This window comes from Streptoalloteichus tenebrarius (genome assembly GCF_024171885.1).
Lineage (GTDB): Bacteria > Actinomycetota > Actinomycetes > Mycobacteriales > Pseudonocardiaceae > Streptoalloteichus > Streptoalloteichus tenebrarius.
Genome location: NZ_JAMTCP010000016.1, coordinates 114610 through 120609 on the forward strand (window position 1 = coordinate 114610; position 6000 = coordinate 120609).

Annotated in this window: 10 protein-coding genes; 7 read left to right on the forward strand and 3 right to left on the reverse strand. The window is 74.5% G+C overall.

Annotation, left to right across the window (positions count from 1 at the left end; translation table 11 throughout):
- Nucleotides 1-61 precede the first annotated feature (61 nt).
- A complete protein-coding gene (locus LX15_RS15755) occupies nucleotides 62-691 on the forward strand; it encodes a TetR/AcrR family transcriptional regulator (RefSeq protein WP_253670331.1) in 630 nt (209 codons plus the stop codon).
- Nucleotides 692-787: 96 nt separating this feature from the next.
- Here LX15_RS15755 and crcB (LX15_RS15760) read toward each other — a convergent pair whose 3' ends face one another.
- The 3 genes from crcB (LX15_RS15760) to crcB (LX15_RS15770) are packed head-to-tail and all read right to left on the reverse strand — an operon-like array spanning nucleotide 788 to nucleotide 1904.
- Entirely contained in the window at nucleotides 788-1156 is a 369-nt protein-coding gene (crcB, locus tag LX15_RS15760; protein WP_253670332.1) for a fluoride efflux transporter CrcB, read from the reverse strand.
- Nucleotides 1153-1494, reverse strand: coding sequence for a DUF190 domain-containing protein (locus LX15_RS15765; protein ID WP_253670333.1), 342 nt, complete (start codon nucleotides 1492-1494; stop codon nucleotides 1153-1155). The genes crcB (LX15_RS15760) and LX15_RS15765 overlap by 4 nt, the downstream gene beginning before the upstream one ends.
- The gene (crcB, locus tag LX15_RS15770; RefSeq protein WP_253670334.1) at nucleotides 1491-1904 is read right to left on the reverse strand and encodes a fluoride efflux transporter CrcB; all 414 of its coding nucleotides are present in this window, start codon (nucleotides 1902-1904) and stop codon (nucleotides 1491-1493) included. The genes LX15_RS15765 and crcB (LX15_RS15770) overlap by 4 nt, the downstream gene beginning before the upstream one ends.
- 200 nt (nucleotides 1905-2104) lie before the next feature.
- On the opposite strand from crcB (LX15_RS15770), the gene LX15_RS15775 reads away from it, so the two are divergent.
- The 6 genes from LX15_RS15775 (at nucleotide 2105) to LX15_RS15800 (ending at nucleotide 5711) form a co-directional block, all read left to right on the forward strand.
- The gene (locus tag LX15_RS15775; protein WP_253670335.1) at nucleotides 2105-2515 is read left to right on the forward strand and encodes a helix-turn-helix domain-containing protein; all 411 of its coding nucleotides are present in this window, start codon (nucleotides 2105-2107) and stop codon (nucleotides 2513-2515) included.
- A gap of 4 nt (nucleotides 2516-2519) precedes the next feature.
- Entirely contained in the window at nucleotides 2520-3269 is a 750-nt protein-coding gene (locus LX15_RS15780; RefSeq protein WP_253670336.1) for a hypothetical protein, read from the forward strand.
- Between the two features lie 96 nt (nucleotides 3270-3365).
- On the forward strand, nucleotides 3366-3659 hold the full coding sequence (locus LX15_RS15785; protein ID WP_253670337.1) for a DUF2516 family protein: 294 nt from the start codon (nucleotides 3366-3368) through the stop codon (nucleotides 3657-3659).
- On the forward strand, nucleotides 3653-4429 hold the full coding sequence (locus LX15_RS15790; RefSeq protein WP_253670338.1) for an alpha/beta fold hydrolase: 777 nt from the start codon (nucleotides 3653-3655) through the stop codon (nucleotides 4427-4429). The genes LX15_RS15785 and LX15_RS15790 overlap by 7 nt, the downstream gene beginning before the upstream one ends.
- Before the next feature lie 129 nt (nucleotides 4430-4558).
- On the forward strand, nucleotides 4559-5110 hold the full coding sequence (locus LX15_RS15795) for a type 1 glutamine amidotransferase domain-containing protein (protein WP_253670339.1): 552 nt from the start codon (nucleotides 4559-4561) through the stop codon (nucleotides 5108-5110).
- A gap of 28 nt (nucleotides 5111-5138) precedes the next feature.
- The gene (locus tag LX15_RS15800; RefSeq protein ID WP_253670340.1) at nucleotides 5139-5711 is read left to right on the forward strand and encodes a YbaK/EbsC family protein; all 573 of its coding nucleotides are present in this window, start codon (nucleotides 5139-5141) and stop codon (nucleotides 5709-5711) included.
- Nucleotides 5712-6000: the final 289 nt, after the last annotated feature.

The following is a 6000-nucleotide window of genomic DNA, read 5'->3' on the forward strand; positions in this document are numbered from 1 at the left end:
TTCTATCTAGGAAGACCGTAGCACGGCTCTGGAATGAACGTTCTACCGGTACGATCGCGGCGTGGAGAGCAGCGCGGAGCGGGACGGGGACACCGACCGGGACGACGGCGTCGGCACGCGGGAGCGGATCATCCGGGCCGCGTCGCGGCTGATGCAGCGCCAGGGCTACGACGGCACCGGCATCAAGCAGATCGCCCAGGAGGCCGGTGCGGCGCTCGCGTCCGTCTACCACTTCTTCCCCGGGGGGAAGAAGGAGCTGGCCGTCGCCGCGATCCAGCGCGGCGAGGAGGAGTTCGCCGACGAGCTGCGGGTCGCCTTCGACCAGGAGGAGGACCCGGCCGAGGCGATCGTCCTCTGCACGCGGCGTCTCGCCGAGGGCCTCCGCGCGTCCGACTGGGTGGACGGCTGTCCCGTCACCTCCACCGCCCTGGGCTCGGCCAGCCGCGCCGACGACATCCAGCGGGCCGCCGCGAGCGCCTTCGCCCACTGGCGGGACCTCGTCCTCGACCGCCTCCTGCGCGCCGGCGTCGACGCGGACGCGGCCCACGACCTGGCCCACACCGTGATCAGCACCCTGGAGGGGGCCGAACTGGCGGCCCAGGTCTCGCGGGACGCCACCCCGCTGCACGCCGCCGGCCGGCACCTGGCCCAGTTGATCAGGCTGGCGCAGGGAACTCCCGCCCGCTCCTGACGGCTCGTCCCGCGCCCCGGAGGGCTCCGGACGGCTCCGGACGCGGACGCCCCGCCGGCCAGGTCCGGCGACCTCAGCCGGCCAGGTCTGGCGACCTCAGAACGCCTGGCCCAGCGCGACGCCCGCGACGGCCGAGGCCAGCCCGGCCAGGACGCTGCCCGCCGCGTTGAGCAGGGCGTCGCGCCGCGCCCCCTCCTCCAGCAACCGCACCGTCTCGTACCCGAACGTCGAGTACGTGGTCAGCGCGCCGCAGAACCCCACGCCGACCAGCGCCTGGACCGCTTCGCCGGCGCCACCGGCCAACGCCAGGCCGGACACCACGCCGAGCACGAACGAGCCGACGACGTTGACCAGGAACGTCCCCCACGGGAAGACGGCGTCGAACCGGTCCCGCGCCCACAGGTCGGTGAGGTAGCGCAGCGGCGCGCCGACGGCGGCGCCCAGCACGACGAGCAGCGCGCTCACTCCAGCTCCTTCGTGAAGCGGAACGCCTCCACGTCGTCCAGGGTGACCAGACCGCCCTCACCGAGCAGTTCCTCCACCTGGGGAAGGAAACCGCGCACGCGTTCCGGCGTGTCGACGAGCACGACCATCACCGGCAGGTCGGAGGCGAGCGACAACAGCCGCGTCGTGTGCACCTGGTCCGAGGACCCGTAGCCCTCCACGCCCCGGAAGACGCTGACGCCGGCCAGTCCGGCCTCGTGGGCGCGCCGCACGATCTCGTGGTGCAGAGGCCGGTGCTCCCAGGTGTCGTCCTCACAGACGAAGACCGTCATCCGCAGTGCGGCGCCCGCCCACCTCATCGCGTGCCTCCTCGCCCCGTGCCGGCCACCGCCCGTGTCACGACCATTCCCGTGAGGACGGCGAGCAGTGCACCCACCAGGGTGCCGACCAGGTACAGCAGCGCCACTCCAACGCGTCCCGACGCGAGCAGCCGCTGGCCGTCCACGGCGTAGCTGGAGAACGTGGTGAACCCGCCGAGTACGCCGGTGCCGAGGAACGGGCGCAGCAGGCGGTGACCCGACCAGACCTCGGTGACCAGCACCATGAGCACGCCCATCACCAGGCAGCCGAGCAGGTTGACCGCGAGGGTCGCGAGCGGGAATCCACCCGGCCGGGTGGGGAGGGCCAACCCCACGCCGTACCGGGCGAGCGCGCCGAGCGCGCCACCGGCCGCCACCGCCGAGACCACGTCCAGTCGCACCCGCCTCACCGGCCCGAGCCTAGGTCGTTCCTCCTCGGGCGCGCGGGGATCGGCGGGAGCCCGCCTTCGCCACTCATCTGTCTCATGTGGACAGTTCTCCTGGAGCGCGCCTCCGTCGGCCGGCGGCGGCGCGTCGAACGGGTGGAGTGCAAGCAGTGTGCTTGCAGGAGTTAGCACTGGCGCGTAGCGTCAGTTGGGGAGGTGACGCGGTGGGACGGGTCGAGCAGGCCGGCAAGGCGGTCGCCGAGCTGGGCCAGAACATCGGCGACTACATCCGGCAGCAGCGCCGCCACGCCCAGATCTCGCTGCGGCAGCTCGCCCGGCTGGCCGGGGTGTCCAACCCCTACCTGAGCCAGATCGAGCGCGGCCTGCGCCGACCGAGCGCGGAGATCCTCCAGCAGATCGCCAAGGGGCTGCGGATCTCGGCCGAGGCGCTGTACGTGCAGGCCGGGATCCTGGAGCGCCGCGAGGGCGGGCCCGTCGTCGACGCCGTGCTCGCCGACCCCGATCTCAACGAGCGGCAGAAGCAGGTGCTGCTCGACGTCTACGAGTCCTTCCGGCGGGAGAACGCCACCACCCGGCGCCCCGCCGAACCCGAGCCCGACGAGCCCGAGGAGTGATCCCATGCCGAACGGCGAGGACGTGCGCACGGCGCGCGAGCAGGCGGCCGCCGCGGTCAGCGGCGTGCTGGAGCAGGCGAGGACCCCGCTGCTGGCCGTGCTGGGCGCCGGCGACGTGGCGGCCCGCTCCGTCGTCAGCCTGTTCCAGAAGCTGCGCGAGCAGGTGACCGAACGCGCCGAGGCCGCGCGCTCCGGCGTGGACGACCTGCCGCACGACCTGGAGGGGCTGCGCGCGAAGCTGGACCCCGCCGAGCTGCGCGAGCTGGTCGACGCCTACGCCAAGGCCGCGACGCAGCTCTACGAGTACCTGGCCGAGCGGGGCGAGCAGACGTTGGAGCGGTTGCGCCCCCAGGTCGAGCGCCTCGTGGAGCAGGCCGGCACGGTCGCCGAGACCGCGCAGCAGCGCGCGGGGGAGGCCGCCGGCGAGGCCCGCGAGCTGGCGGACGACGTGCTGGGCAAGGTGACCCGGCGGCAGCGGCCGGCCGCCGCCCCCGCGGAGAGCGGCGAGCACGGCGCGCACAGCGAGAACGGTGTGCGCGGCGAGAACGGCCGGAAGGGCGCCGCGGCGTCGGCCGAGTCGGAGGCCAAGCCGGAGGCCGGGGCGGAGAAGGCCACCCCGGCGCCCGGGGCGAAGGCCGACGGCGAGGACGCCAGGACCGACACCGAGACCGGGAAGGTGACCAGGACCACGTCCCGCCGGTCGACCGGCCGCAAGTCCGGCTCGGCGCAGGAGAACGGCGGCGGCGAGGGCTGACGAACGGCCGCGCGGGGCGGTCGCCGACAGGGTCGGCCGCCCCCGCGCGTCGTCGCGGCGCTCCACACCCCGGCGCTTCCCCGTACGCTGGGGGACGTGCCGCGGCTGGACTTCCTGATCCTCCAGATCATCGACTGGGCGGTGCTCCCGGTCGGGATCTACGCCTTCGTGCACGCGCTGATGCAGCGGGCCGACGCGTTCACCGCGGCGGACAAGCTGAGCAAACCGGCATGGCTGGGGATCACCGCCGCCGGCACCGCCGCGCTGCTGCTGTTCAACCTCGGCGGGGCCGGGGTGATGTTCTGGATCGCCGGCCTGGTGGCCGTGCTGGTCTACATCGTGGACGTGCGGCCCCGGGTGATCGAGGCCCAGCGCGGTCCCCGATGGTGACCGCCCGCTGGCGGGCGCACGGCGACGGCGATCCGGTCACGCTGGTGGTGCCCGGGCTGGGCGCCACCCCCGGCGAGGCCCGCGTGCCCGCCTCCGGACTGCCCGGCACCCGGGTCGTGGTGACGTTCCCGTCGCACGGGGACGCCCCGCCCGCGCCGCCCGACTACTGGTCCTACCCTCGGCTCGCCGCCGAGGTGCTGGCCGTGGCCGACGCGGTGGGCGCGACCCGCGCCGTCGGCACCTCGCTCGGGGCCGGCGCGTTGACCAGGCTCGTCGCCGAGCACCCCGACCGGTTCGACCGGCTGGTGCTCCTCCTGCCCGCCGCGGTGGACCGGCCGAGGGCCACCCCCGCCGTCTGGGCGTTGGAACGACTGGCCGAGGCGGTCGACCACGCCGAGCGGACCGGCGACACCGCGCCGTTGCGGGAACTGGTCGCCGCCGAGCTGCCCAGCGGCGTCCCGGTGGGCGACTACGTGGACCAGCGGAGCGCCGTGCTGCTCCGGCTCGGGGCGGCGCTGCGGGCGTTGCCGGACCAGGTCCCGCTCGCCGGACTCGGCGACGCCGCGTCCGCGCTCGCGGCGGTGCGCGCCCCCGCGCTGGTCGTGGGAGCCACCCGAGACCCCCTGCACGCCGAGCAGGTGGCGAAGGCGACCGCGGCCGCCCTGCCCGAGGGCCGGCTGGAGCTCGTCGACTCGCCCGCCCCGCTGGTCACCCACCGTCGGGAACTCCGCGCGCTGATCACGGCCTTCCTGGCCGAGGGTCACGGCTGAGAGGGTCGCGGCTGAGAGGGTCGCGGTTGAGAGGGGCGCGACTGGCCGGACCGTGCCGGCGTGCGGCCGGCCTCGTGCCGGCCGGCCGAACAGGATTGGCCGCCCTGGCCTCCCGGGTACCCCCAACCCATGGCTGAGCAGACCAGGATCGCTTTTCTGGTGGCCCACGAGGGCATCGAGCAGGTCGAGCTGACCGACCCCTGGCAGGCGGTCAGGGACGCGGGCGGCACGCCGCAGCTCTTGGCCACCGTGCCCGACAAGGTGCAGGCGTTCCACCACCTCGACCCGGGGGACGAGTTCGAGGTCGACCTCCCGGTCTCCGACGCCGACCCCGGCGTGTACGACGGGCTGGTGATCCCCGGCGGCACCGCCAACGCCGACGCCCTGCGGCAGAGCGAGGACGCCGTCCGGTTCGTGAAGGCGTTCGTGGACGCGCGCAAGCCGGTCGCCGCGATCTGCCACGGACCGTGGGCGCTGGTCGAGGCGGACGTGGTGCGGGGCAAGCGGCTCACCTCCTACCCGAGCCTCGCCACCGACGTCCGCAACGCGGGCGGGGAGTGGGTGGACGAGGAGGTCGTGGTCAGTGACGCGCACGGCTGGACGTTGGTCACCAGCCGCAAGCCGGACGACCTCGACGCGTTCGACAGGGAGGCGCTGAAGGCGTTCGGGCTCCAGGAGTGAGCCTGGGCCGAGGCCCTACCCTCGGCGCATGACCTCGACCTGGGCTGACCACGACGTCGTCGGTCGTCTGCGGGTCCTCCCCGCGACCGACCACCTCCACCTGCTCGCGGACCCGGTCGCCGCGGCCCTGCGCGCCCTGCCGCCGGAGGTCGCGGCGCGGTGCGGGGTGGCCGAGATCGACCCGGACCTCGCCGACACCGCCGAGCTGTGCGCGAGCATGGACGTGCCCCTGTCCGCGTCGGCGAACTGTGTGGTGGTCTCCGGCCGACGGTCGGGGGAGACGCGCTACGCGGCGTGCGTCGTGCTGGCCACCACGCGCGCCGACGTCAACGGGGTGGCGAAGCGCCGCCTCGACGTGCGCAAGGCGTCCTTCGCGCCGAGGGACGAGGCGATCGGGCTCACCGGCATGGAGTACGGCGGGATCACGCCGCTCGGGCTGCCCGCCGGCTGGCCGGTGTTGCTCGACCAGGCGGTCGCGGCGGCCCCGTGGCTGGTGGTGGGCAGCGGGCTGCGGCGCAGCAAGCTGGTCGTGCCGGGCGAGTTCCTGGCCGGTCTGGCCGGTGCGGAGGTGCTGAGCGGGCTGGGCGTTCCGGTGGGCTGAGGCGCTCCGGAGATCGCGCGGGGGACCGCGGAGGCCGAGTAGGGAACTGTGGTGCTGGCGCGGGGAACCGCGGAGATCACGCGGGGAACTGCGGAGATCGAGTGGGAGCTGCGGCGCTGGTGCGGGGAACCGCGGAGGCCGCGCGGGGGACTGCGGCGGCGGAGTTATCCACAGTCACCCGAATTCCTCCACAGCACAGCGTGATGGCCTTGGACGCTGGGTGACGGACCGATAGGCTGGAGCAGGGCTCGCCCCCCAGGGCGGGTGGGGGCTGACCTGAGGGAGGGTG